Annotated in this window: 1 protein-coding gene; it reads right to left on the bottom strand. The window is 69.3% G+C overall.

What is annotated here, in order from left to right; all coding sequences use genetic code 11:
- Positions 1-202 (bottom strand): hypothetical protein (locus tag HC028_RS26920; protein WP_205861737.1); only part of this gene is annotated, 202 nt, incomplete at both ends.

Raw genomic sequence — 202 nt, 5'->3', positions numbered from 1 at the left:
CCGCGCCACCGTCAAGGTCGTCGTCAGCGCCTCGTTGAGATCGGCGTACGAGCGATCCCGGGAGTCCTTGTAGCTGAACGACTTCATCGCCCGCACCAACGACGCGACCCGCTCGACCCCCTCCAGGCTCTGCCGCACCGCCGACGGCACCTCCTCGGCCAGGTAGTCGACGTCGGCCTTACGCTCGGCCTCCGCGACCCGT

It is taken from the genome of Planosporangium flavigriseum (genome assembly GCF_011947225.1).
GTDB classification, from domain to species: Bacteria; Actinomycetota; Actinomycetes; order Mycobacteriales; family Micromonosporaceae; genus Planosporangium; species Planosporangium flavigriseum.
The sequence above is the reverse complement of the archived record's forward strand: the minus strand, read 5'-3'. Positions and strand labels throughout refer to the sequence as shown.